The organism is Methylobacterium sp. WL116 (genome assembly GCF_008039455.1).
Classification (GTDB): domain Bacteria; phylum Pseudomonadota; class Alphaproteobacteria; order Rhizobiales; family Beijerinckiaceae; genus Methylobacterium.
In genome coordinates this window covers 1-490 of sequence record NZ_VRUV01001125.1, presented here as the reverse complement: position 1 = coordinate 490, position 490 = coordinate 1, and the positions used below count along the sequence as shown (strand labels likewise).

The window sequence follows — 490 nt, the reverse complement described above, 5'->3', positions numbered from 1 at the left end:
TCGCGACCGAGACAGACAGCGCCACCGCCATCGCTTCCAGCGTGGTGATGGTGACGTTCTCCGAACCGCGCTCGACCCGCCCGACATAGGCCCGGTCGATGCTGGCCGCGAGCGCCAAACGCTCCTGCGACAGCCCGCGCTCGACCCGCAGCCGCCGCAGGTTCCAGCCGATGATCGTCCGCACGTCCATCGCGCGAGACAGCCAGATCCGCGGCTTGACAATCGACGGACCGACAGTCCCTCATTTATGCTATCTGAGGTGGCCGTCGCGCCCGTCCTCCATCACCACGTTAGGAGATCCAGATGGACGCCTCGTTCACGGCCTTCCCATGCCCATTCGACCGCCCACGCGTGAGGTTCGTACGATCGCGCCATCGTCCATATCGGCTTGCTCACGTGCTCATCACCGGCATGTTGGCTCTCGCGGCTCCGACAGCCGAGGCCAGCACCATTACCGACTTCCTCGATCGCATCGGCGGCTGCCGTAAGC

Annotated in this window: 1 protein-coding gene; it reads right to left on the bottom strand. The window is 65.3% G+C overall.

Translation table 11 applies throughout. From position 1 onward, the window contains the following. On the bottom strand, positions 1-190 hold a 190-nt coding region (locus tag FV223_RS29715), incomplete at its 3' end, for a helix-turn-helix transcriptional regulator (protein ID WP_147725317.1). Positions 191-490: the final 300 nt, after the last annotated feature.